General features: G+C 36.5%; 15 protein-coding genes. 7 read left to right on the plus strand and 8 right to left on the minus strand.

Annotated features, from left to right (window positions below; translation table 11 throughout):
- Nucleotides 1–24: 24 nt before the first annotated feature.
- Both porU2 and DKG80_RS01465 read right to left on the minus strand, forming a co-directional pair.
- Nucleotides 25–5,022, minus strand: a complete 4,998-nt coding sequence (gene porU2 / locus DKG80_RS01460; RefSeq protein WP_109829508.1) for a putative type IX secretion system sortase PorU2 — start codon at nucleotides 5,020–5,022, stop codon at nucleotides 25–27.
- Nucleotides 5,012–6,097: a putative type IX sorting system protein PorV2 gene (locus DKG80_RS01465; RefSeq protein ID WP_109830182.1), complete on the minus strand. Its 1,086-nt coding sequence runs from the start codon at nucleotides 6,095–6,097 to the stop codon at nucleotides 5,012–5,014. Before DKG80_RS01465 ends, porU2 begins: the two co-directional genes overlap by 11 nt.
- Before the next feature lie 331 nt (nucleotides 6,098–6,428).
- On the opposite strand from DKG80_RS01465, the gene DKG80_RS01470 reads away from it, so the two are divergent.
- Both DKG80_RS01470 and DKG80_RS01475 read left to right on the plus strand, forming a co-directional pair.
- On the plus strand, nucleotides 6,429–6,764 hold the full coding sequence (locus tag DKG80_RS01470; protein WP_109829509.1) for a PadR family transcriptional regulator: 336 nt from the start codon (nucleotides 6,429–6,431) through the stop codon (nucleotides 6,762–6,764).
- 13 nt (nucleotides 6,765–6,777) lie between these two features.
- Nucleotides 6,778–9,216, plus strand: coding sequence for a PspC domain-containing protein (locus DKG80_RS01475; protein ID WP_109829510.1), 2,439 nt, complete (start codon nucleotides 6,778–6,780; stop codon nucleotides 9,214–9,216).
- A 10-nt stretch (nucleotides 9,217–9,226) separates the two neighbouring features.
- Here DKG80_RS01475 and DKG80_RS01480 read toward each other — a convergent pair whose 3' ends face one another.
- Together DKG80_RS01480 and DKG80_RS01485 are read right to left on the minus strand one after the other, a co-directional pair.
- Entirely contained in the window at nucleotides 9,227–10,183 is a 957-nt protein-coding gene (locus tag DKG80_RS01480; protein WP_162555615.1) for an MlaD family protein, read from the minus strand.
- An 8-nt stretch (nucleotides 10,184–10,191) separates the two neighbouring features.
- Entirely contained in the window at nucleotides 10,192–10,977 is a 786-nt protein-coding gene (locus DKG80_RS01485; RefSeq protein WP_109829512.1) for an N-acetylmuramoyl-L-alanine amidase family protein, read from the minus strand.
- Between the two features lie 77 nt (nucleotides 10,978–11,054).
- On the opposite strand from DKG80_RS01485, the gene DKG80_RS01490 reads away from it, so the two are divergent.
- The 3 genes from DKG80_RS01490 to DKG80_RS01500 are packed head-to-tail and all read left to right on the plus strand — an operon-like array spanning nucleotide 11,055 to nucleotide 15,858.
- Nucleotides 11,055–13,967: a putative LPS assembly protein LptD gene (locus DKG80_RS01490; RefSeq protein WP_162555616.1), complete on the plus strand. Its 2,913-nt coding sequence runs from the start codon at nucleotides 11,055–11,057 to the stop codon at nucleotides 13,965–13,967.
- Between the two features lie 9 nt (nucleotides 13,968–13,976).
- Nucleotides 13,977–15,158 (plus strand): MFS transporter, encoded by a 1,182-nt coding sequence (locus DKG80_RS01495; protein ID WP_109829514.1) that lies wholly within the window; start codon nucleotides 13,977–13,979, stop codon nucleotides 15,156–15,158.
- Nucleotides 15,151–15,858 carry a lysoplasmalogenase gene (locus DKG80_RS01500; RefSeq protein ID WP_109829515.1) on the plus strand — a complete coding sequence of 236 codons (708 nt, stop codon included), beginning with the start codon at nucleotides 15,151–15,153 and terminating at the stop codon, nucleotides 15,856–15,858. The genes DKG80_RS01495 and DKG80_RS01500 overlap by 8 nt, the downstream gene beginning before the upstream one ends.
- 21 nt (nucleotides 15,859–15,879) lie before the next feature.
- Here the strand turns inward: DKG80_RS01500 and DKG80_RS01505 are convergent, their stop codons facing one another.
- The 3 genes from DKG80_RS01505 to DKG80_RS01515 all read right to left on the minus strand — a co-directional run bounded on the left by DKG80_RS01505 (nucleotide 15,880) and on the right by DKG80_RS01515 (nucleotide 20,948).
- Entirely contained in the window at nucleotides 15,880–18,801 is a 2,922-nt protein-coding gene (locus tag DKG80_RS01505) for a M16 family metallopeptidase (protein WP_109829516.1), read from the minus strand.
- Between the two features lie 67 nt (nucleotides 18,802–18,868).
- A complete protein-coding gene (locus tag DKG80_RS01510) occupies nucleotides 18,869–19,246 on the minus strand; it encodes a YccF domain-containing protein (RefSeq protein ID WP_109829517.1) in 378 nt (125 codons plus the stop codon).
- A 37-nt stretch (nucleotides 19,247–19,283) separates the two neighbouring features.
- On the minus strand, nucleotides 19,284–20,948 hold the full coding sequence (locus tag DKG80_RS01515) for a PAS domain-containing sensor histidine kinase (protein WP_109829518.1): 1,665 nt from the start codon (nucleotides 20,946–20,948) through the stop codon (nucleotides 19,284–19,286).
- 201 nt (nucleotides 20,949–21,149) lie between these two features.
- Between DKG80_RS01515 and DKG80_RS01520 the strand changes: the two genes are divergently transcribed.
- Together DKG80_RS01520 and DKG80_RS01525 are read left to right on the plus strand one after the other, a co-directional pair.
- Nucleotides 21,150–22,847 (plus strand): 1-acyl-sn-glycerol-3-phosphate acyltransferase, encoded by a 1,698-nt coding sequence (locus tag DKG80_RS01520; RefSeq protein WP_109829519.1) that lies wholly within the window; start codon nucleotides 21,150–21,152, stop codon nucleotides 22,845–22,847.
- Complete coding sequence (locus tag DKG80_RS01525) at nucleotides 22,825–23,871, plus strand: NAD(P)H-dependent glycerol-3-phosphate dehydrogenase (protein ID WP_109829520.1); 1,047 nt, start codon at nucleotides 22,825–22,827, stop codon at nucleotides 23,869–23,871. The genes DKG80_RS01520 and DKG80_RS01525 overlap by 23 nt, the downstream gene beginning before the upstream one ends.
- Here DKG80_RS01525 and DKG80_RS01530 read toward each other — a convergent pair.
- Complete coding sequence (locus DKG80_RS01530; protein ID WP_109829521.1) at nucleotides 23,861–25,099, minus strand: M48 family metallopeptidase; 1,239 nt, start codon at nucleotides 25,097–25,099, stop codon at nucleotides 23,861–23,863. The two genes, DKG80_RS01525 and DKG80_RS01530, sit on opposite strands and share 11 nt — an antisense overlap.
- Nucleotides 25,100–25,218: the final 119 nt, after the last annotated feature.

Below are 25,218 nucleotides of genomic sequence, written 5' to 3' on the forward strand. Positions count from 1 at the left end.
TTAAGAATAGTATACAAGTAGGTTTTATCTTAAAATATACATCTTCCCAAAACCATTCTTAAATGCTTTATCCCCTGCGGTGTTTCGGTGTTTAAAGTCTTCTCCAGGATTTTTAATAAGCACTCTGTATAAATAGACGCCATTAGCTAGTTGATCTCCAAAATTGTCTTTGCCGTCCCAAGCATATTCAGTTTTGTTGTTTCCGATATGAATGTAACCAAGTTCATTCATAAATATTTCTCGAACTACGCGTCCGGATATAGTAAGAATTTGAATTTTAATATCCTCTGGTATTTCCATACCAGTAAGAGTAAATACAAATCTAGTGCTAGTAGAGAAGGGGTTTGGGTATGGGTAAAAGTTCGTAATTGTGGATTCATTAATTACCTCAAAGGAGATTTCGTATGGTTGAAAACCAGTGCTGTTTCCAGATCCATCCACAGCTTCAATTTTTAGTGAATACAATCCGTCTTCAAGTCTTGTCGGTTTATAATCTATTTCGAAAGGAGATTCTACTGTTGCAGGTTTCCATGTGATATTCTGGCTACTGAACGGAATTCGTTGATATTCATTATCACATTCTTCAATTTCTTCCGCTAAGCATATTTTTTTCATGTAGATATTAAGCCCAATAGTATCCTCCTTATATATGAAAGATCCATCATCTTTTATCTTTATATTAATGGAAGGTACTGGTGATACAATATCTCCATCCATGATATATACTCCATCAAATAATACATCTACTAGCGGATTTTGTTTATCTGCTTCGATGTTAATGAACTTTGAGAATCGTGCTAGATTATTGAAGAGAATTAATTCTTTACCTGTTGAATTAGCATTAACAATCAGATCACTTTCACCCAAGAAGTTGGATGATTGTAAAGTGACATCAAAGTTTATTGAATCTCCAGCTTCCAGTGCTTGTATTTCCATAGAATCCAATAGTAAACTGCCACTTTCAGTACTTTGTAGATCGTGTCTTACTCTTATAGGTGTTTCTATGTTCTTGTTGGAAATATTCCAGAATGTAAAAGAACTTTTTAATGGCTGACCAGCTTGGATGTAATTAGTTTCTTCTAAATCACTTTGATCATTTTTTATCAGTACACCTTCTGGTGGTGTAACAAAGTTTACCGACCAATCCAATAACTGAGGTGGGGAAAATTGAACTGGATCTGTTACTTCAAGGTTGAGTCTAAGGAAAGGGTAGTCTGTCGTTGAATATGAACTAAGATCAATAGAGTTTCCAGATGAAGCGCTAGTAATCTCCGTTTCTGCACCTGTTTGACTAATTCCAGTAACAGTTATTTCCCAGGTGTCATCAGAAGCGTTTCTAGAGTTCATAATGTCAAAAGTAGCTTCCTGCCATGCCATAGCTGGACCTATGATATTAGAAGTAGCTTTACCGCTTTCTATTGAGCTGCCAACTAATCCTTCTTGCATTCTTAAACTAGCTGCATTATTAGCTCCAGAAATTATTTGTGCAGTACCTGTCGGTCGTCCTTTCATTCCTAGAATAATTAAAGGACGGTCATCTGTTATATAATTCCAAGTGTTGGAACTCAGTCCAATGTCTTCAAATGCATTTAGAACCTCTGGAGTCCAGTTGGTTGCGTTTGTGTAATTAAGCTGTCCTGTTGAGAAGACTAGCAGTTTGTCTCCATCTTCCAACTCATTGATATAAGCTTGTACTCCATTATTCACATCTTTCAATCCACTTTCAGTATATCTAACCAATAGTCCTGGGTATCGACCACACCAACTTAGGTTTAAATTTGTAGGGTAAAATGGTTGATTTGTTTCTTTCTTGAAAGCTAAAAGGTAGAGTCTATTGTTACTACAAGCTAAATTTCCAAAGAGTGTAGAATAATAGTCTTGGCCATTTAGATAGACTTTGGTTTCATTTGGGTTGTTTAATGAGGCGGATCCATGATTTTGAATATCAATGTTCATGGTGGTACTTAAAAATTCCCAAATTCCATCTTCATTGATTTCTACTCCTTCTAAATTGAGTTCTTTGAATTGATCGTGAGAAGTCTGATTCCAACCTTCATCGAAATCGGTGTTATATGTGAATGAACTATTAATCCATTCTGAATTTTCATTTTCATTAGGGGCACTGAGTTTTGTTCTCCAATAGAAGACAGTGCCATTTGGAATCGAACCTTTTGAAATTAAATTTAAATTAATATGACCTACAGAGCTAGCGTCAATGGTTTGGAGTATTCGATAGGAGCTGCTAAAATCAGATGTAGTATCCAGTTCAAAAGTATATGATTTACTTCCTGATTGAATATTAGTGTTCTGGAAAAAGAAATTGACTTCACTATTGTTAACTTGACTATAGTTAAATGGTAGAATATTGAGTGTAGCCCCGTCGGTGAATAGATAGTTAAACGATACTTCATTATTAGTCTTATCTAGTTCATCAATTTTGTTATTTGGATCTACTAATATTCTAAAGGAGTTTACACCTTCTATGTTTTCTATTTCATTATCAATTTTTATTCTAACTGTGTCGGTATTTAAGGTAGGAGTAAAAGAATTTGGTCCATATGTAACAACTTGTCCGTTGAGTAAGGTTCTAAGAATTGTGATTTCAAGTTGTGTATCATCTGAAACATCAATACCAAAATTCTTTAAATCAATATCTATATAAAAGGAGTCTGTTTCAGCTTTGATCGGTTCTCCATCGTAGGTGTCTAACCATATTAATGATTCCTGAATACTAAAATCTGGTTTGTCTGCACCAAATAGTTTGACAGCAGGATCACCTAAAATGTTAAGTGATTCTGCTTGTAGTCTTCTGTTTTCAGATGTTCCAAATTGATTGATAAATCTTTTACTTGCTTCAAGTTTAACTTCACCGAGAGATTTAGTTACCCATTCAAGTTCGTTGTAGCCAATATCATAGAAAAGATTTGAATGACGGTTTAAATCCCCAGATAATCCAAAGTTGCTTAATGCTATAAAACCAACAGCCCCTTTATCTGGAGTGATTGTCCAATCATGACCAAAAGAGTTTTCGTTTGAATCGTAGAATTCACCCGCATTGCACCCATTTACTAAGAAAACAGGATAAATATCATTGTCGTATCCGTTGGCTGGGTCAGAGACATCCCCAATTTCTATGTCTGTGAATTCTCCTCCGGAGTGACCAAAGAAGGTAACTAAACCAGCTCCTTTATTTATTTCATCTGAAATATTAATGAATTCGACAGCATCAAAATTGTTCTTGTTGATTTGAGATGAAGATGCCCCTATATAAGGTTTTGCAGCCTTGTTAGCGTAATTGTCTATATAAGATTTAAATAGAGCTAGTTCTCGTTCACTATTTCCTCCACTAAGATGGATAATGTGTTTTTGTCTGAGGTTATAAAATCCTTTTGATTCTTGATAAATTACTTTGTTCAAATAATCATGGATATGGACTGGTAGTGTCGCATTAAGTCTACCTGTAGCAAAGGTTTCGTAACTCGATCCTCCATCAAATCCAGCCGAAAACAAACCGTCACTCCCAGGAGTTCCAAAGGTTGGTACATATTGAGTATAGCTAGGGGAAGATTGGCGATAATAATTGTATTGAGGCTCTAGCCCTTTCCCTATAAAAAATAGGTGTTTGACTTTATCCGTTTCATACATGTACTTTAAAAAATTTCGAATGGCAAGTGGTGAGGTTTCACCATAGTTGAATTGATTAACAACATCTTTAAAATGTACTGTTTGAACATTGAAATCACCACCAGCACTAGATCCGCGATAATTTTCATAAGCGTCGATTTGGTCTTGCCCTTGGTAAAGTGTTCTTAGTTCAGGAGCTGTGATGATAATGTAGTCGCTAGTAGGGTCAATAGAATGTCTTATTGAATTAAAATCAACTGCTACTATTGAGACTGCTGATTTAGGAGCGCTCTCCCAAAATAGAGTTCGTGAGACATTTGTATTTCGTATACCAGCTTGTAAGTTTCCTATATTATCAAACTCTACTTCGATGGGACTGGAAGGATTAGTAATATCAAATAACCTTGATGAGTTGACCGGTACATTTCTTAAGACCACTAAAGATTTAGTACCACTTCCAGCTATTGGTAACTCAATGGTTTTAGAGTTTTCTCCATTTAGGTCGTATCCTCTTGGATAACGCAAAGACAGGTAACTAAGACTGACTACATCGGCAGCACCACCTACTCCATTGGGTGTTACACTTATTGAAAGTTGGGAACCATTAATATCTGACCAGCTTACATTATTTGATGTGGTTTCATATTCTCTAGCATTGAATGAAAATGTACTCCATAGATTAGATCCAGTATTTACTGAAACGTTATGTTGATTATTATTACGTCCTGTCAACTGAACAGTAAGTGAAGGGTTTCCGGCTGTATTTACAGCATCATTTATTTTATCTAGGTTATATGTTACCGTATTTCCTCTTTGTATAATTGGTCCTGTCCAGCCTTCAGCATCATTATAATAAGCGTGTTGCAGTCTATCGTCAGCTGCTAATAAATCTCCTGCATTGTAGTCAGAGGTGAGTATTAAGTTTTTGGTCTCATAAAAGAAAGGTTCTACTGTTAAAGAGCCGGCATTTTCATCATATGAATCCATCCTTATGCCATCTTCGGAAAGAGTATTGGTTAAGAAATATGCTGTGGTGTCAGTAAATAAATTGTAAAGCTTATGCGGTTGATAAGATTCTTGTTCGTATAAAGGAGTGTCAGACCTTCCATCTATAGCTTCTCCAAAAAATTCAATATAATTGAGATTCGATCCACTGGTTTCTTCAATAATCGGTATCTGCTGACCTTTATGCCACAATTGGTTTTTGTCTGGTCGAGTTACAAAATTGGAATTGAAACTTACTAGTTCTGAAGCGTTGATTCTGTAGATACCTGTTTCAGTAATAGAGATTTTTAAATACGGTTGACTCTTGACTATCCAATCATTTGTGTGTTGAGATATTCCATATAGACTTGCAAGAACAAGAGTAAACAGTATAGCTATTTTCTTACTCAACATCGAAGCTTAATTTAAGTGAAACGACATGAGAATATGGAGTCTCCGCTTGGTTACCAAGATCAGTCAAAGCATAATCAATCTTGAATGTATTCTCTTTTTTCATTTGGAGTTTAATTCCAAGACCAAAATTGGGTTGAAAGACTGTGTTATATGATCGGTCAAAATTTTGAATTTTCTGAAATTGACTTACCCCTCCACGAACATAGAATTTTTGCCGATAATCTAGTTCAAGGCCGAATCGAGGGTCCATAGAAGCAAATTCTGCTTTGATTATAGTATTTCTAGGTCCATCAAAAGTGTTTTCTAGGTCGAATGCTACCAAAACTCCTACTATACTTTTAAAAGAATAATAATAACTAACTCCAAGAATCGCTCTGGGAAGTGTGATTTCTATAGAGTTTTCAGGTATTTCATTTCCTGTTTGAGTATAGATGTCAGCAACTAATTCAGTGTTGTGATACCAGGCATTATAAGTACCAGTAATATCTCTTAGCATCAAACCAATGTTCAAGTTGCCTATGGATTTTTGTGCTCCTAGATCAATACCATATCCCCAAGCTTTGGCGAATTGACCAGCTGAACGGTGGATAATTTTTACATTTCCACCAATTTCAATTCCTCCAAAGTAGGGTAAGATTCGGGCATATGTAAAGAGGAAAGCATAATCGACTGCAGAAAAGAACTTTATATTATCATAGTTAAGTGCTCCATTTGCGTCATACAAAAAACGAGTGTCTGGAATGTCATCTATGCCAAATCTAATAGCTGTGATTCCAAAGGTACTAAGGCTATCTATTCTTGTAGCAAAACCCAAATAATCGTAATTAGCTATTCCTGCAAAGTATTCAGCATGCATGAATCCAAGGTCGAAATCGTTTTGTATTTTATTAAGTCCAGCAGGATTCCAATAACCTGAACTAGCATCGTTACTGACAGCAGTAAAAGCATTGCCCATTCCAAATGATCTTGCATCCACTCCGATGGCAAGGAATTCATTACTGTATTTAGGTGCATTGGACTGTGAATAGACCTTTATCCAACTCAAAATACACAATAAAAATAGGACTCTTTTCAATTCGCTTTTTCTACTTAAATCAAATTTATTAACAATGAAGGAGTATCCAATGATTCCAGATTGCACTAAAAAAAAACTTTACGAATACAGGAGAAGTTAGGTCGATAACGACGGTTTAGAGCCGATTATTGACATGAAATTTGAAAAAAGAGCAAAATTTTAATCAAATATCGAAACATTATCACAAGGTACTATGTATAACAAGGTACTTTACGTAATTTAGTATTGTATAAAAACTCAACAATCTATTCATCATGTTTTTACTATTATTTATTGTTTTCGCCCTAGTGTTTTTGTTTATCAGTAGGGTATTCAGTTAACCATCACAGATATGAAACTGGAGAATACACAGGTACAGATGAGGAAGGGGATATTAGAATACTGTGTTCTGCAAATTATCTCAAGAGGAGAAGTTTATGCTTCTGATATGCTTTTAGAGTTGACTTCGGCTAAGATTATGGTAGTTGAAGGTACGCTTTATCCGCTATTAACTCGCCTGCGAAAGGCAGAGTTAGTAGAATATAAATGGGTCGAATCTACTTCGGGTCCTCCCAGAAAGTACTATACCATCACGGATTCTGGTCGCGAGTTTCTTAAGAGTCTAGATGATACATGGACAGAACTAGTAGCCTCTACAAAACAGATTACTTCTAAGAATATCTCCTAACGCTAAACTCAAAATGAAAAAGAATATAAGTATTAATATCAGTGGTATAATATTCCATATAGAAGAGGATGGATACACTGAACTAAAACAATATCTAGACTCTGTATCTTCCTATTTTTCAGGATATGAAGATAGTAAGGAAATTATTGAAGATATAGAATCTCGTGTGGCAGAGATTTTTCTATCCAAATTGGCAGATGGTAAACAAGTAATCACCGCTGAGGACGTCGATGCTTTGATCAAAAAAATGGGGACTGTCTCCGATTTTGAAGCAGAAAGCGATACTTACGAGTCTCAGGATGAAAAAGAAACCACTGATGAAACTCATAGTCAAGAGCATAGTGATTCTACGCAGGAACCAATAAAAAAACAACTCTATCGAAATTGTAATCGAAAAATATTAGGAGGAGTAGCTTCAGGAATTGGTCATTATTTTGGGATAGATGCACTCTGGGTTCGCTTGTTGTTTGTGATATTGTTTTTCAATGTGGTCTTAAACCCAATCGGTGGTTTTGCCTTTTTGATTTATGTCATTTTGTGGATAGTTGTGCCGGGTTCATTCAAGCTTGAAGAGGACGAAAAAATTAAGAAGCTATATCGAGATCCAAAATCAAAAGTACTTGGAGGTGTTGCTGGAGGTCTTTCTGCCTATTTAAGAGCAGATGTTTCGCTCATTCGAGTTTTGTTTGTCGTACTCATATTTGCAAGTGGGGCAGGGCTCATTATTTACATTGTGCTGTGGATGATTACTCCTAAAGCAATGTCTGTAACCGAGCGTATGCAGATGAAAGGGGAGGCCGTAACACTTAATAATATACAAGAAAGTATTAAAAAGAGTCTCAAAACTGAAGAAGGAGAAGAAAGTGCTTTGGCCAAAATATTACTCTTTCCGTTCAGGCTGATTGCAGTAATTTTTGAAGCGTTAATAAAGTTAATCGGACCAGTTTCGCATATTTTAATAGACATAGCACGAGTTTTGGTAGGAGCTATATTGGTTATCATTGGAGGGTTGTGTTTATTGACTTTAACTATGCTGTTTTTTACAGTGCTAGGTGTGATTCCCTCCGAAACACTGACGCTGTTTCACTCTAATATACCATTGCATTTAATGCCATTTACATTAAGCTCTTGGATCTATCTGTTGGCATATGTTATGGGTTTTATTCCGCTCATGTTTCTAGTATTACTCGGATTGTCTGCTTTTGCTAAAAGAATTGTTTTTCCAGTTTCTTTAGCTTGGGGGTTAATTGTTGCTTTTTTAGTAGGAGGTGTAGTTTCTGTCATTACAATTCCTATGGTGATTTCTAGTTTTTCTACTGAAACTATCCGAAACGAAGAGGTTAGGTTCGAGTTTGATAAAGAAGTTATTACACTCGATGTGAATTATGTAGGAGAATCTTATAATGAAGGTGGATTTGTGAGATTGTATTCTCACGGAGACTCAGTATGGTTACTTCAAAATCAATTTACCAGTTTAGGTAAAGACTTGAAAGATGCGAAAGAACATTCTGAAGAAATAAAATACGGTGTTAGAAAAGATGGGGATATGTTAATGTTTGATTCTAGGTATCAGTTTGAAGATAAAGCTGCATTTAGAAATCAAAAAGTTAGATCAATACTCTACATACCTGTAGGACAAAAGTTTGTACTGTCTCATGGGATGAAACCTTTACTCGGAGAGTCGATTTGGAAATTTGGTTACGATTCCGAAGATATTCATGATGGTAATACTTGGATGTTTGACGGTAATGGGTTGAAGTGTTTGAGTTGTGAATCCGCAATAGGAAGAAGTATTCAATCTAGTGACCGAAAAGAAAAAGTGACTTTTGATTTTAGAGACTTCTCTGATGTCGAGGTGAATGGAGCATATAAAGTATATTTAACTCAGTCAGATTATTTTTCTGTAGAAGTAAGAGGGACTGATCAATCTTTATCAGATATCAGCCTTAGAGAAAGTGCAGGAAAACTAAGAATATCAGACAGAAGTAATGCATGGTCAATTTTTAAAGGGCTCCCGTCAGATGAATGGACAAGTATACATATTAAAATGCCTGATATCGATGAAGTCAACGTACGGGGTTTGAGTACTGTTCAATTGTATGTTGATGATCAGGAAAGCTTTAGGATAGTTACTGATGGTGCTTCCAAATGTATTGCAGACATAGATGTCAATAGGTTGTCCGTAAAAGCCTCAGGTGCAAGCAAAATAAAATTATCTGGCAGTTTGCTAGAATTAACGGCAGATGTTAATGATGCTTCTTTTTTGGATAGTTACGGACTGGATGCTAAAAGGGTGGATATAAAAGCATCCGATGCTTCTAAGGCTAATATTAAAACTAATAAGGAGCTTGTTGCTAGGGCGAGCGATTTAGCTCAAATAAAATACATTGGTAGCCCAGAAAGAAAAGAGATTGATGTCAATGACATTGCTGGAGTAAGAAGAGGAGATTAATAACCTCTTCTTATTTTTGTGCCTTTTGAGCTTGTTTAGCTCTATCTTTTTCTATTTTTCTACTTGATTTACCCAATGGAGCTAAAAAATGTTTAGGATTACTGTTGAAATTCACTAGCAATATGTCAAGATCAATCATAGCTTGATTTAAGCTATTATAAAGGGAGTCGTCTTTCATTAGTTTGCCCATAGTTCCTTCTCCAGCATTTATTCCAGCCATCAACACACTTATTTCTCCTAGAGAATTATTGAGTTCGTTAAATGATTTCTCTAAATCTAAAGTATTTACTTTCTGAAGAGTAGAATCAGCATTAGTTAGGATAGGATCTAGTTTGTTTACTTTATCATTGATATTGGCCAATAAGATATTTGTACTGTTTAATGTTTTTGTCATTCCCTTATTAGTTGAATAGATCATGCTATTAGCATTCTTCAATGTCGTTTTTAGTGTTTGAAGAGTTTCTACTATCTCTTCACCCGCACCTTCCATACCAAGTAGGATTTCGTTCAGTCGACTTATGGTAACACCAATATCATCGGTAAGAGGTTGTGCCCTTTCGATTACAGCTGCAAGCCCTTTATCAATTTCTGAATCTAGAGTATCACCGTTTTCAAGAGGTTGAGTGATATCACCGATTTCAAGAAGTATTTCTTTACTTCCCATGAAATCTGAATTTCGTAAATGTGCTTTTGTACTTTTTCCTAAAACAACATCATCCTTCACACTTATCTCCACTAAGATTTTGTTGTTTTGGTTTTGTAATATCCTAATGTTATTGACTCGTCCAACCGAAAACCCGTTGATTATAACAGGGTTAGAAACGTTTAGGCCATCTATATGGTCATAGATAGCATAATATTTGTTTGAAGGGTCTAGAAAGTCCTTTCCTTTAAGAAAGTTGAAACCAAAGAATAATATGGCTCCTGATATTACGGTAAATAATCCTACTTTGAATTCTTTGCTCACGATGGAGTTTAGTTATTAGATTCTAATTCGTTTTTGTAGTCTCTGAAGGCTCTGAAAATTCCAGAGGCAATATAGGTTTGTTGTAGTTTGTCATTAAGATCCCTTTCCTCTTTCGCATTGCTCAAATAGCCTGTTTCTATCAATACACTCGGCATCGCTGTACTCCAGAGAACGTACAAACTAGATTGCTTCACACCTCTACTTTTTCTACCAACTCGATTTTTAAATTGCTCTTCAACTTTACTAGCCAAAGATATGCTTCTCTCTTGAAAAGCATTCTGAGTTAAAGAAAACAAGATATAAGATTCTGGCGAATTGGGGTCGAAACCCTGATAATTTTCTTCATAATTCTCTTCAAGTAGGATTACAGAGTTCTCTCTTTTAGCTACTTCAAAGTTCCTTCCAGAGTTTTGAAGCCCCATTACATATGTCTCGGTACCGTGAACTTGGTTACTCCAAGGAGCGGAATTGCAGTGAATAGAAATGAATAGGTCGGCATGGTTGTTATTAGCTATTTCAGACCTATTTCTTAGCGTTGGGAAACTATCGTCATTGCGAGTGTAAATAACTTCCACATCCGGCATGTACTCTTTTATGGTAGCTCCAGTTTCCAATGCGATACTTAAAGCAATGTCCTTTTCTCTAGAAAACTGTCCCGAGGTACCAGGGTCTTTACCTCCATGTCCAGCGTCAATTACTACTTTTCTTATAGTGTAATCTTTCACTCCTGTATGGTTGAAAGACATAAAAAGTAGGGCTGTGGAAAAAATTACTATGCCAATAATATTTTTCATCAAGAGTCCTCTGCTTATGTTTGCACGCAATTATTTTTGCACAAAAATGTATATTTTTAGTTGAAACTGGAAACCTAGTGCCCCATATAAAGTACTTCATTTTCTTATCTTTTACACTCTTCTGGGCATTTTCCGGTCAATCTCAATCTCCTTCTATTGATACGCAATCTGCTCAATCTTTGATTTCAGTAGCTTCAGATTCACTAGGAGAGTACGGAGACCCCTATAAGGCTATCGGTCTAATAGACTCTTTAGATCAAGCGGGAATTATTGACAAGGAAGTGATTCAGCAGACTGTTTTAGACTCTATTTCGAATAATTCTGAGCTAGCTCAATTTTGGATGGATTCGCTCACGAGAGTTGCAAAAAATGACCCTCGAACTCAAATTAGACAGGATACTTCCTTATTCCAGCCGTCTGGGCGTGTTAAAAGAGATGTAGAGACCACAGTAGATTACAAGGCGACGGATTCGATGTATTTTGACTTGAAGGCGCAAAAGATATACATGTATGGAGACGGAGATATCACTTATGGAAATATCAATCTGAAGGCCGATAGTATTGAAATGGATTGGACGGAGAATACCCTGAGTGCTAGTTCAAGAAAAGATTCTACAGGTAAAATGATTTCGAAGCCAGTTTTTACCGATGCAGGAGATGTTTATGAAACTAAAGACATGGTATACAATTTCAAGAGTAGAAAAGCACTGATTAATGGAGTGATAACTGAGCAAGATGGTGGTTTTATGCACGGAGAAAGAGTCAAAAAGAATGAAAAAGACGAGTTATTTGTAAGACATGCGCGATATACTACTTGTGACCTTGCTCATCCACATTTTCACATTCAAGCCTCAAAGTTGAAGGCTATTCCAGGAGATAAAATTGTGTCTGGTCCTTTCAATCTTCACTTTGGAAATATTCCTACTCCAATAGGTTTTGCTTTTGGTATATTTCCTGAGCCTCAAGAAAGTAGATCAGGGATTATTTTTCCAGGATATGGAGAGGATCAAAATAGAGGTTTCTTTTTAAGACAGTTTGGATATTATTTCTATATCAATGATTACATGGATCTGAAAGCTACTGGTGACTTATATTCTAATGGTAGCTACGGGGTAAATGGTAATTATAGGTATCGTGTTAGGTACAACTTTAATGGAAATATGAATGTCAGATACAATAAGACCAACAGTACTAATTTTGAGGACGATTCTTTCTCAAAAGACCTGTGGGTCACTTGGTCGCATACTCCTGAATCAAGAGGTTCATCAAGGTTTTCTGCTTCAGTAAATGCAGGGACTAGTTCTTTTACTGCTAACTCTAATGATATTAATCAAGATTTTAATCGAAATGTAAGTGCTGAGTTTAGTTCTAATGTGAGTTATTCAAAAACTTTTAAAGGAACTCCATTTAGTATGGCAGCCAATGCACGTCATAGTCAAAACATAGCAACGGATGTTGTAAGGTTGACTTTGCCAGATTTAAGTGTGAATGCATCAAGAATTCAGCCTTTTAAGAATATAGGAGATCTGAAAAATACCCCACTTGGTAAACTTGGTTTTTCTTACAGATTTGCATCGAAAAATGAACTGTCCAATGGGCCAGCTTCAAAATTTAGTGGTTTTGATGTAGCTAATGAAGACCCATTGGCAGACTCTATAGTTAGTTTTAATTCTGAAAACATGGACATTATTTTAGCCAGAGCAAAGCAAGGAATTAGACATCAGGTTCCTGTTTCGACCTCTTTTAATGTTGCTAAGTATTTTACTGTTTCTCCAAGTTTTAATTATTCGGAAGTATGGTATGGGAAAGAATTAAGTTATACAGACTATGATCAGGATGCTGGCGGAGTAAGAGTAGATACCTTACAAGGTTTTTCTAGAGCTGGATGGTGGAGTACAGGTGCTTCTGTGAACACTAGATTATATGGTTTTTATCCGTTGGGAACTGGTAAAATTCAGGCAATAAGACATGTATTGACGCCTTCCGCAGGTATAAGTTATAGCCCAGATTTTTCATCACCTGGTAAAGGAACATATAAAGAGGTGGTAGTAGATAGTTTAGGGAATACACGTACGTTATCGAAATATGAAGGCTTTGCCTATGGAGGACCAACTGGAGCTGAAAGTGCTACAGTATCTTTTTCTTTAAATAACAATCTTGAGATGAAAGTTCGAAATAATAACGACTCTATTTCCGAAACCAAGAAGATCAAGATATTCGATAACTTATCAATGTCTTCAGGTTATAATTTACTGGCAGATTCTTTTAATCTCAGCAATATAAACTGGAATGCCAGAACGTCGTTTTTTAATAGCGCCATATCAGTAAATATGAGCGGTACTATTGACCCATATGTGTATTTATTAGATAGTGTAGGTGTTTCTGATCAAAGGGTTTATCAGAGAAAAATCGATAAGTACGCTTGGAATAATGGACAAGGCTTGGGGCAACTGACAAGAATGTCATTAGCGGTAGGGTTTAGTCTGTCTCCAGGTAAATTCAAACAAACTGCAGAAGAGGCTCAAGCAGAAATTGATCAGGCAGCAGCACAACAAGCAGATAACCCTTTTGTTCAAACAACACCCGAACAAGATTTTCTCGCTGGAAATGTTAATCACTATATTTCTAAAGATCCGAATGAATATGTTCCTTTTGACTTACCTTGGCAACTCAGTGTTAATTACTCTATGAACTATACCAAAACTGGTTTTGAAGATCATGATATTACTCACGGGCTTACATTTAGAGGTAGTTTGAGCTTGACAGATAAAACTCAAATAAATATGAGCTCTGGATATGATGTGTCTAATAAAGAGTTCACGTATACGCAAATCAGTGCAAATCGCGATTTACACTGTTGGAACTTAAGTTTTAATTGGGTTCCTTTTGGAGTAAGGCAGTCTTATTTTGTTAGTATAAGAGTTAATTCTCCATTGCTGAAAGATCTAAAACTAGATAAGCGTCAAACAAGTCCTCCGGCAGGGCTGTAATCTTTAGGTATGTCTGATCAAAAGGGTATCTATTCTCTTCAGTTTTTCTTACTTTGTTTTAGTGGCTTCCTATTTTTTGCAAGTTTTAATATGATGATACCTGAGCTACCCTCATACTTAGATAGCATTGGAGGAGGGGAGTATAAAGGTCTCATTATTGCCTTGTTCACTGTTACAGCAGGATTGTCCAGACCGTTTAGTGGTAAGTTAGCAGATAAGGTTGGTCGTATTCCTGTGATGGTAGTAGGAGCAGTTGTAAGTGGCGTTGCAGCATTGTTTTATCCTTTGATATCAGGAGTAGTAGGCTTCTTTGCCTTGAGGCTATTTCATGGATTTTCTACAGGATTCAAACCTACAGGTACTTCTGCTTATATAGCGGATTTAGTACCAGTCGATAGAAGAGGAGAGGCAATGGGAGTAATTGGATTCTTTAGCAGTCTTGGAATGGCAGCTGGGCCTTCAATCGGTGGATGGGTAGCTAGTGAGTTTACTCTGAACATGATGTTTTATACTTCCTCAGCATTCGCAGTTTCCTCAGTTGCCATTTTGATAGGTATGAAAGAAACGTTACAAGCACCAAAAAAGTTTAGTGCTGAGTATCTCAAAATAAAAGCAGATGAGGTGTTCGAACCAAAGGTGATTCCTGCATCTATCAATATGGGGCTTTCGGTGTTTTCTTTTGGAGCGATTTTGACTGTGGTACCAGATCTCAGTGACTCATTAGGGGTCTCCAATAGAGGTCAGTTCTTTACTTTCTTTACCTTTTCTTCTCTCTTAATTCGATTGTTAGCAGGGAAAGTGTCGGATAAATACGGACGAATACCCGTCTTGAAAGCTGGGGGAATAGTAGTCTTTTTGGCACTTATTATTATGTCTCAAGTGGATACTTATTTTTGGTTTGTGGTAGGAGGTATATTATTTGGAATAGGAGTAGGACTTCATTCTCCAACAGTGTTTGCTTGGACTGTTGACTTAAGTGATGAAAAGCATAGAGGGAGAGGAATTGCTACTATGTATATAGCGCTAGAAATCGGAATAGGAGTTGGAGCTTCTATGGCAGGCTGGGTGTTTGCTAATGAAATTCAGAATATTGAATACGTATTTTACATGTCTGCCTTTAGTGTTTTAATGTCATTTTTGTACCTATACTCTAAACCAGTAAGAAGACTAAAAGAAAAGAAACATGAGTGATGAAAAGCAAGCTATATACTTGAAGTACGCGTATATTGTAGTTGCAGCGTTGGAGATTTTAGCTTTGATGTTAGATATTGACCGACTCCACCACTTAGCTAAGCCGTTACTTATGCCTTTATTGTTGGTTTATTTTAGAAAAGGCCTAAAAGGCAGGTTGTCATCATCTTTTATGCTGGCAGTTTTAGGGCTGCTCTTCTCTTTCGTTGGAGATTCAGCTTTTATGTTTGCTGATGATAATCAATTGTTCTTTTTACTCGGTCTAGGAGCTTTTTCAATAACTCAAATTATGTATTCGGTTAGCTTCAATAAAGCCATTGATTTAGATTCAGCAAAGCCGAATAAGCTGATGAAAGTATTATATGCTGTGCCATTATTGATTGTCTTAGGGGGTGTTTTGAATATGGTTTGGGACAAGGTTTCGGTTGAATTATTCGCTGCTATGGCTATTTATTCACTGTTGAGTTTGAATATGGTTTTAAGTGCAGTTTTGAGGCATGGAAGAGCTTCTGTTGAAGGGACAAAGCAGGTTATTCTAGGCGCTGTTTTCTTTATGTTTTCAGGTGTTTTACTGGTTCTAGATAGATTCCATGTACCAATGAATAATGCACAAGTTTTTATAATGGCTCCTTATATCCTTGCTCAATGGCACATTATTAATGGTCTACAAAAATTTTATAATGAAACGAGCAGTTATTAATCACTACTCGTTTCATCTCAATTAATATCCAAAAATCTCTTCTAGAGATACCTCATTTACCTCTCCATATTTCGAAAGGTTATCAATGTCTATTTGTTCTCTATCTCCAATGAGTACAATATTGTAAGGCTTGTCCTTTACGTTTTGGGATTGAAAATCCTTGATATCCATTAAAGTTAGTTCTTGAACGTCTTGATAAATATCTTTTCTGATATCGTAGTTAAGACCTTTGTCTTGTGCTCTCACGTAGTTCCAAAGTATACCGTTTTTGGTAATGCGCTCACTCTCTATTTTATTTAGAATACTCTTCTTAGCTATGTCAAAAGCTCCTTCCGACTCAGGCATATTATTTAGAAGATCAGTCATGCTAGACATAGCTTCTGCTTGTTTGTCAGCTTGAGTTCCTACATATGCGAATAAGTAATTAGAGTCATCCGCTTTTTTTGCTTCGACGTAGCGGCTAGTCACAGAATATGCTAGTCCTTGTGCCTCTCTGATCTCTTGGAAAACGATACTATTCATACCACTTCCAAAATATTGATTGTATAACCTTACTTTACTACTCAATTTCGGATTAAAATCAATATTCTTATTAAAGAATACAATTTCGGATTGCTTCATATCGAAGTGCGTCCAAAATATTTTGTTGTCAGCATCTGCCAATTCAAAATTATTCTTAGCAGGAAGTTGTAATTCAGTATCAGTGATTGAGTGGTTCTTTTTGATGAATTCAACTATCTCTTTAGGTGATTTTGGACCATAGTAAAGGATTCGGTGTTTCCATTTAGTGAAGTTTTGAATCACGGATACTAAGTCTTCAGCCTTTAAAGCTTTTAGTTGTTCGTTTGATAGTTTATTAGTAAATGGGTTTTTAGCTCCGTACTTTCCATAGTTGGCCAAACCATCCCAAAGTACTCTTTCTCTATCTTTTTTAGCGTCAACTCTTGATTTCAGATTTCTTTCAACGAGTTTGTCTAAAGCTTCTTGGTTTACAGACGGAGTTGCAAACATGCTTTCAACTAACTCGATCGCTGGTTGCATTTTCTCATCAAGCCCTTTAATTCTAATGGAAGTACGAGTATCATCTACTTTGATACTAAAGGAACATCCTAGTTTATACATCTCTTTTTTAAATTCTTCAGCAGAAAGAGACCCGTTTCCAATGTATTCGCTGTATTGTGCAGCTATTCCGACTGTTTTGTGATCGTTTTTCCCAAATTCATACAAGAAACTCAATTCGAATAATTCATTCTCTTCGTTTTTCTTAGATAAGACTTTCACTGATTCGATATCGTTTTTGGTGATTTCTTTATCGTAATCAAGGAATACCGGCAATAGTTTTTCTGGGGTCATTTCAGTGATTTCTTTATTGAAATCAGATTGAACGCCTCGGTTTACAGGTACTTTGGTGATTTTAGGTTTCTCTACAATTTGCTTGTTTGGGTCTTCACCAGTGCGCTTATAAACGTAAGCATAGTTGTCTTTGAAATGTTCATTAGCAAAAGCGACAATTTCCTCTTTAGTGATACTCTCCATCTTTTCAATTTCTTTAAGATAGTCAGACCATTTAATGTCGAATATGAATGCCTCTTTAAGATTTGAAGCTCTAGTTTTATTGCTTTCAAGGCCTTTCATTTTACTGATTTTAAAATCAGTAATGATAGCATCAAGCAACCATTCTTCAAACTCTCCCTTTTTGATTAATTCAAGCTGTCCCAATAGCAACTCTTTCACTTCATCAAGTGTCTGTCCTTCCTTAGGGTATCCATATAGGAATTGAGTAGAATAGTCAGTCAAGAAATATGGAAAACTACCGGCAGAAAGTACTTGTTGTTGTTGCTTTAGATTAATATCAATTAACCCAGCTTGAGAATTACTCAAGATCATATCAACTAGGCTTAATAGAATGTAGTCTTTTGTCTTGCGACCGTCGAATCTGTAACCGATATATACAAACTCAGACTCAGGTCCCCATACTTCTTTAAATTGAGGAGTTGTAATTGGTTCTTCTTTTGCAGGAACCCACTCGGTAAGGTTTTCATTCGGTTTCCAATCGCCAAAGTACTGATCTATCAACCGTATGGTTTTATCATAGTCTATATCTCCACTGATACATATAGCAGCATTATTAGGTCTATAGTAGTTGTAGAAATATTTCTTAATAGCTGTGATGGAAGGATTTTTTAAATGTTCGGCAGTACCGATAACTGACTGTGTCCCATATTGGTGAGTAGGGAAAAGGTTTTCAAGAACTCCTTGAAAAGCATCGAAACCATCACTTTTTCTATTTTTCTCCTCGTATACAGTTTCTAACTCCGTATGAAATAATCTGCCAACTATAGTTTTAAATCTATTGCCCTCAACTTTTAAATAACGTTTTAGTTCATTGGATGGAATATCAACCGTATAAACAGTTTCATCGAATGAAGTCCATGCATTTACCCTTTTAGCACCTAGGAGGGCAGTCATTTGGTCATATTCGTTGGGAATGGCAAGCTCGGCAGCTCTATTTGATATCTCATCTATTTTAGCATAGTATGCTTTCCTTTCCTCTTTATCTGTTAGTGTACCATAGTGTTCAAACATCATTTCGATGCTATCTAAAAGTATCTTTTCTTTTTCATAGTCTAGAGTTCCAAAATCACCTGTCCCTTTGAACATCATATGCTCTAGATAGTGAGCCAAGCCGGTGTTGTCAGCAGGATCATTTTTACCTCCAGCGCGTACAGGAATCAAGACTTGTGCTCTAGGAGCATTTGCGTAGGCACTTAAGTATACTTTTAAGCCATTTTCGAGTGTATAGATCCTTGTTTTCATTGGATCATCTTCGACGTATTCATAAGTGTACTTTCCGTCGCTAGATGATATCAACTCGTCAGTTTTTGACTGAGTGCAGGCCACTGATATAGTGACTATAAGTAAGATGTATAGTGTTCTTCTCATGATCGAAGTTAATGTTTAGACTAATTTTATAAAATGGTGAATGCTAATACGAATTTATAAAATAGACTTAGATGTCAAGGTCTATTTGTCTACCAAATGGAGTGAATGCCAAAGAAGCAAGCTTGAAATGCTGTTTTGCAAAGGGAATTCCTATGATAGTAATACCAAAAAGGACTCCAAGTAGTAGATGAGTCACCATAATCCAAAACCCACCTACAAAGAACCAAATGATGTTCATGATGATATTTAAGCATCCATTTTGCGGCTCTGGTTCACTGATTTTGGCGCCGAATGGCCATAAAGCAACGAATGCTAGTTTGAGTGTTTGAATCCCGAAAGGAATGCCAATAACGGTAATGAATAAAGCAAGTGAAGATAAAAAGTACTCAATGGCTACCATTAATCCACCAAAGACTACCCAAATAATGTTTCCGATTGTTCTCATAGTAGCTTAGTAGTTAGATTGGCTTCTAGACTTACAGCTAATCGTCTTTTGTTTGAATATTCTTCAAACTTTCAAGGATTTCCTCTCTGCTTAGATTTGATCTTTGGTCAAGCACTTCATTTATTTTCGAAACTATAGTGTCTAATTCAGCTGCTGAAGTCTTGAAGTTTTCAATAAGGTCTTGGTGCTCTTCAGCTTTTACATGGCGAGAAACCAAATCTGCAAGTCCAATCATTCTGGCCAATGGCGCTCTTAAAAGGTGTGAGTTGATAAAACCATATTCAGTGAGTTGTTTATTCCTGTTTTGAAGATCATTCAACATATCTCTAAGGTTCATATTTCGATGTTCTAGCTCACGTTCCATTATTTTGCGTTCTGCTATGTCGATTCCAAAACCTATGATATAGTATTTGTCTTTGTTTCTAAAAGCTACATTTTCGAAATGCCAAAGATCGCCAGTCCCATTTGGCGTATTGATTGGGAATTCGACTGAAAAGACCTTGTCAGGTTTTAGTTCAGCCATAATTTTTCTCATTTGTTCATGATACTCATTTGGGAAGAAGTCAAAAGGTTCTTTGCCATACAACTCATCTTGCGAAAGGTTATAAACTTTTTCGAAATTCTGATTCCATCTTCTAAGACTAAAGTGTTCGTCATTAATTTCATACAAATAGAATATACCAGGTATAGTATCAAGTATTTTATCACTAAAGAGCTTTTCCTCTTTTAAAAGGTTTTCTACCAGCTTATTTTCAGTAATATCTATACCAGTACCAATAAAGTATTCTTCTTCTCCATGTTTGAATGGATAACTCTGAAGAATCATCCATTTGTCTTTATTGGTTTGAAGTTTGACCTCTGTTTTTACAGATTTACCTTCAAGTATCAGTTGGGTCTGTTTGTAAGCGTCTTGGATATAATCAGGATGGATTTGAGCAAATAATGAATCTCCAGAGACTTCATCTTCGGGGACTTCAAATACCTCTGAGGTGTTTTGATTCCAACGAATTATTTTAAACCTATCACCATCTTTTTTGTAAAGATTGAAAGTACCTGGCATACTGTCAATCATGTGGTTCATGAATGCTTGTTCTTTTTTTAACTGTTCTTGGCTTGAATGTAGTTCAGCATTCCTAGTCTGTAAATATTTTACCAAGTTGTCCAATACTTGATTATACTTTTGAGTGAATAACATGACTACGAAAACTATTAGAGATATTAAGACAGCACTTTCTATCCAGTTTTCTAAGGAGAGAATTCGATCGTTAGGATTAATACAAACAATAGCGCCATTTACGTGTAATATACCTAGTATTAAATATCCAGTAAGGCATAAGATATAACTGACAACAGCTGTTCGGAGAGAAAATATGAACATCGCATAAAATGGAGTCATTATCATCAGTATCATATTCAAGGGATGAAATCCCCAAATCCAAACATCTGTAAGCAATACGGCTACTAGGATTGAAAGAACAAGTACAGCTTTTACTTGTAGAGAGAACCTGTTTCTAAAAACATAGACTAAGCCCAATAAAATAAGAGAAGATGTTTCTATCCAGAATATTGAATGAGTATGAGCAAACGGGTAATAGTTGACAGTATATGCCCATAACCTCACAATGCTACACACTAATAAAGTGTTGTGAATAGTGATTTTTTTAAACGTATCTATTTCTTTTTGAAGATTATATCTATTCAATTCTTTGAGGAAGAGTGAGTTAAAGTAAGATGGTTTATTTCTGGACAGGTGCACTACTAAAATAGTAATAGTTTTTTAATTCACAGATTAATGAAGGTTGATACAATAGGCTAGATGTAAAATGCAGTGTAAAAGCATTTATTTGATAAATTTGCGGGCTGTGAGGACAATAATTTTGTATGTCCTTGATCCTTAGGTTATATGAAGCCATTAGTGCTAAGAAGACGTAGAAATAAAAAACAGTACAAGCCCATTCTCAAAAGTGCCAAGTCTTGGCCTGTGGTTCAAATGGCAAAAAAAAGGAATGAATTTATTCAGCTGGTTGTAGAAGAAAGTTATGAAAATCTTCTAGAGGAGCGTAGGGGTAAATCATTGCGTGAGGAACTCGAAACTACAATATTCAGAGAGAAACAACGTGCCAAAAACAACCCTTGGAAAGTCGACCCTAAGGATGACAAGGAGTTTTGGAGTGGTATGCAGCATAAGCTGATGGAGGTAGATGCATATCCAGAGGATGAACAGGAAGCAGGGCAAAAGTCTATTCTGAAGGAAATATTATCTAGATATGGGAATGAAATAGCTGGGAACTTTAACCCATCTCATTACAGTGTGGCTAAAGCCGTTGTTACCATCGGTTTTGGTCGTTTGTTAAATGTAGCGAGAGTTAAAGGCCCGTGGTCAATTTTTAGCAACCAATTGGATTTAGATGATAAGATCCATGTCAAAGGAGAAATTGATCAATTAAGAAAGCTGGCTAAAATAGGTACCATTGTGATGGTTCCTACTCATTATAGTAACCTTGATTCTGTTTTAATAGGCTGGGTCATTCAGCATCTTGGATTGCCACCATTTATCTATGGTGCAGGTTTGAACTTATTCAACCTTAAAATATTTGCCTACTTTATGAACAGTGTAGGTGCATATAAAGTTGACCGTCGTAAGAAGAATCCTCTTTATTTGGAGGCTCTGAAGTCCTATTCTACCACGGCGATAAGAGAGGGATGTCATAGTTTGTTTTTTCCTGGAGGAACTAGGTCACGAAGTGGTAAGGTCGAGAAGCAACTAAAACTTGGTCTATTAGGTACTGCGATTGAAGCTCAGCGTCAGATAATGCAGAGTGATGAAAAGCCTGAGAATAGTAAGATCTTTATAGTACCGATGACACTTCATTATCACTTTGTATTGGAAGCTCCGAGTTTGATCAATGACTATTTAAGAATCAAAGGGAGAGAAAAGTACTATAGAGAAAGAGATGAGTTTACTTCTTCTTATAAGATCTCTAAGTTTCTGATGAAGTTCTTTACGAAGGGTTCTGATATCTCTGTGAGCATAGGGAAAGCTCTAGATGTAGTGGGAAACTACGTTGATGAGAACGGAAATAGCATAGATAATAAAGGGAAAGAAATTGATCTCGAAGACTATTTTAAGTCTCATGGAGAGATTACCGAAGATCGTCAGCGCGAACAAGAGTATAACAGGATTCTAGGAAAGAAGATCGTACAAGAGTTTCATAGAATCAATAGAGGGTTTTCGAGTCATTTAGTAGCATTTACGGCTTTTAAATATTTAGAAAAAATACATCCATCTTTAGATCTGTATAGCTTACTAAGGTTATCTGATGAGGATTTAATTATAAGCTATTCGGCATTTAGAGATGAGTTTTCTAAAAACTTAAGGATACTTAAGGAAAAGAAAGAGGCAGGCGAACTGGGGCTAGCAGATCACATGTATTTGGATATCGATGATGTGGTAAAACACGGTGTCAAGAATCTGGGAATGTACCATGCAATGCTTCCTGCTGTCTGGACTAAGTCTGGAGACTTGAAGATTCAGGATATGAATGTTCTCTATTACTATCACAATAAGTTAGTCGGATATGACATCGAGCTCAGCAAGTGATTTGGTAGGGGTAATCGGTGCTGGTAGTTTTGGTACTGCTGTAGCTAATATCTTGGCGGAGAAAAGCGATGTATTACTCTACGTACGTGATGCAGAGAAAGCTGAGGAAATTAGAACTTCTAGATTGAGTTCATCTCAGAGAATAGAAGATAATATAGAGATTACATCGGATATCTCCGAAATCGGTAATAGATGTGAAGTCATTTTTCCAGTGGTTCCTTCAGCGAACTTTAGAGCAATGATAGAAGACTTAGCTCCGCACTTAAAGCCATATCATGTATTGATTCACGGTACTAAGGGGTTGGATGTCAATGTGCCAGATCATAAAAAAGGAGAGCCACTTACTCGCAAGGAAGTGAAAACCATGAGTGAGGTCATTCGTGAGTTGACTCCAGTATTAAGAGTAGGTTGTTTGGCAGGGCCAAATTTGGCTACCGAGATAGCAGAACGACAACCAGCAGCTAGTGTAGTTGCTAGTCATTTCGAAGAGGTCATTGATATAGGGCAGAAGCTTTTGAAGAGTGATCGTTTCATGATTTATGGTAGCAATGATTTGATCGGCATAGAGCTTTGCGGAGTGCTGAAAAACATCATAGCCATTGGTTCTGGGGCGGTCAGTGGAATGGGACTTGGAGGAAATACTAGGTCACTGCTGATTAGTCGAGGAATGGTAGAGATGATCTATATAGGCAATGCCTTGGGTGGTAATACCAAAGCATTTTTGGGATTGGCCGGTGTAGGTGATTTGATCGCTACTTGTACATCCAACTTGAGTAGAAATTTCACGGTAGGGTATAGACTAGCCAAAGGAGAGACTCTTCAGGAGATTATTGAATCGATGGAGGAAGTCGCTGAAGGTGTCAATACGATCAGAATCATCAAGGATCTGGCACAGACATATAACATTAGAGTACCTATCACCGAAACACTCGACAAGATCATGAAAGGTGAAATGACCGTGGAGGATTCTCACAACTATTTCATGAAGTTCCCTTTCAGAGCCGAGATTGATTTTATGGAATAGTATTCATTGCTTGGATTCTCTGTAGGAGACTAGGGTGTGAATAGTTTACGAATACGTACCAAGGATGCGGAGTCAAATTTCCTAAGTTGTCAGACGTTAATTTTTTCAAAGCAGTGATTAATGGTTCTTTTTTATAGGTTCTGACTGCGTATTCATCCGCCTCATATTCGTTCTTTCTGCTAAATATATTCATCAAGATACCTGTTAACATACTGACAGGTGAGTACAATATGCCAAAAGCCATGATGTTCAATGCGATACTTTGAGTTTGGCCACCAAGCGCCATAGAAACTTCAGGAGTGAATATCACTTTGGAAAGTAACCAGAGCATAAAACCAATTTGAAGTACACTGAGAATCATAGAGTAGATAATGTGCTTTTTCTTGAAGTGTCCCACTTCATGCGCCATCACACCTACAAGTTCTTCGGTTGTGTGATTGTCTATTAACGTATCATATAGCACTACCTTTTTCTTCTTGCCCAGTCCTGAGAAGAATGCATTACCCTTAGAAGATCGTTTAGAACCATCAATGACGAAAATGTTGTTTAGAGGAAAGCCTACTTTTTGGCTGTATTCAGTGATGGCATCTTTCAGTTCGCTATCCTCCATTGGCGTAAGCTTATTGAAAAGAGGCATGATGAGTGAAGTATAAAACATATTCATCACCACTAGGAAGACTGCTACCACTATCCAGAAATAAATCCAGAAGTTGTGCCCGAATGAATCTATGAGTAGTAAGAATACTGACATCAATGCTCCCCCTATGATAGTAGTCAATAGATATCCTTTTAACTTATCCATGACATAGGTCTTGACGGTCATCTTATTGAAACCATACTTCTCTTCGATGACGAATGTACCATATAGATCAAAAGGAATACCTATAAGGTCTGATGCTATGAAGAGAATACCGAAGAAAGCTAAAGTAGCGACAGATTCCATTGGGACCAATTCACGAACTTGACCATCGAGCCAGCCAAATACACCTGTCCAAAGTAATACTAGTGTGACGGTGAAACTAAGAGCTGAGGAGAAAATAGAGAAATTAAAGACCTCTGACTGATACTGCTGCGAACGTGCATATTTTTCATCATCATAGATGCCTTCAAGTTCGGAAGGAATACTTTGTTTGCTACTTCTATTGTTGAGTATGCCTAGGGTTTTTCCGAGTAGGAAGTCAAAAACAGTGATACCAATAAGAATGTAAAGAATAGTCTGCTCGCTCATATCTTTCTGATTTGGCGGCAAATTTATATATCAAAATCCAATTAGATCATTTGGGTTGAGAAGCAATTTATTAGTTAGGCAGTAAATACAAGTTAGGTTCATGTATTTAATGAATGATG

It is taken from the genome of Reichenbachiella versicolor (assembly GCF_003171675.1).
GTDB lineage: Bacteria > Bacteroidota > Bacteroidia > Cytophagales > Cyclobacteriaceae > Reichenbachiella > Reichenbachiella versicolor.

What these genes read in the sequence shown, in the direction of transcription:
- DKG80_RS01510 (WP_109829517.1), bottom strand. Translation starts at nt 19,246, where the DNA reads ATGAGAACAATCGGAAACATTATTTGGGTAGTCTTTGGTGGATTAATG.
- DKG80_RS01530 (WP_109829521.1), bottom strand. Translation starts at nt 25,099, where the DNA reads ATGAGCGAGCAGACTATTCTTTACATTCTTATTGGTATCACTGTTTTT.
- DKG80_RS01495 (WP_109829514.1), top strand. Translation starts at nt 13,977, where the DNA reads ATGTCTGATCAAAAGGGTATCTATTCTCTTCAGTTTTTCTTACTTTGT.
- DKG80_RS01485 (WP_109829512.1), bottom strand. Translation starts at nt 10,977, where the DNA reads ATGAAAAATATTATTGGCATAGTAATTTTTTCCACAGCCCTACTTTTT.
- DKG80_RS01520 (WP_109829519.1), top strand. Translation starts at nt 21,150, where the DNA reads ATGAAGCCATTAGTGCTAAGAAGACGTAGAAATAAAAAACAGTACAAG.
- DKG80_RS01525 (WP_109829520.1), top strand. Translation starts at nt 22,825, where the DNA reads ATGACATCGAGCTCAGCAAGTGATTTGGTAGGGGTAATCGGTGCTGGT.
- DKG80_RS01505 (WP_109829516.1), bottom strand. Translation starts at nt 18,801, where the DNA reads ATGAGAAGAACACTATACATCTTACTTATAGTCACTATATCAGTGGCC.
- DKG80_RS01500 (WP_109829515.1), top strand. Translation starts at nt 15,151, where the DNA reads ATGAGTGATGAAAAGCAAGCTATATACTTGAAGTACGCGTATATTGTA.
- DKG80_RS01470 (WP_109829509.1), top strand. Translation starts at nt 6,429, where the DNA reads ATGAAACTGGAGAATACACAGGTACAGATGAGGAAGGGGATATTAGAA.
- DKG80_RS01475 (WP_109829510.1), top strand. Translation starts at nt 6,778, where the DNA reads ATGAAAAAGAATATAAGTATTAATATCAGTGGTATAATATTCCATATA.
- porU2 (WP_109829508.1), bottom strand. Translation starts at nt 5,022, where the DNA reads ATGTTGAGTAAGAAAATAGCTATACTGTTTACTCTTGTTCTTGCAAGT.